At 52.4% G+C, this 271-nt stretch carries 1 pseudogene; it reads left to right on the top strand.

What is annotated here, in order from left to right:
- Positions 1 to 271, top strand: a pseudogene (locus tag ACLJNW_RS25305) (type VI secretion system contractile sheath large subunit); the annotation flags it as partial.

Below are 271 nucleotides of genomic sequence, written 5' to 3'. Positions count from 1 at the left end.
ACCGTACCTGTTCGCCTGCTCGCGCTTCGCTCACTTCCTCAAATGTATCGTCCGCGACAAAATCGGTTCCTTTAAAGAGCGTGAGGATATGCAGCGCTGGCTAAATGAATGGATTATGAATTATGTCGACGCCGATCCGGTGAACTCCTCGCAAGAAACTAAAGCCCGTCGTCCGCTGGCTGCCGCTGAAGTAGTGGTGGAAGAGGTCGAAGGCAATCCAGGTTATTACGACGCGAAATTCTTCCTGCGTCCGCATTTCCAGCTTGAAGGG

Source organism: Salmonella sp. SAL4457, from assembly GCF_046548235.1.
GTDB classification, from domain to species: domain Bacteria; phylum Pseudomonadota; class Gammaproteobacteria; order Enterobacterales; family Enterobacteriaceae; genus Salmonella; species Salmonella enterica.
The sequence above is the reverse complement of the archived record's forward strand: the minus strand, read 5'-3'. Positions and strand labels throughout refer to the sequence as shown.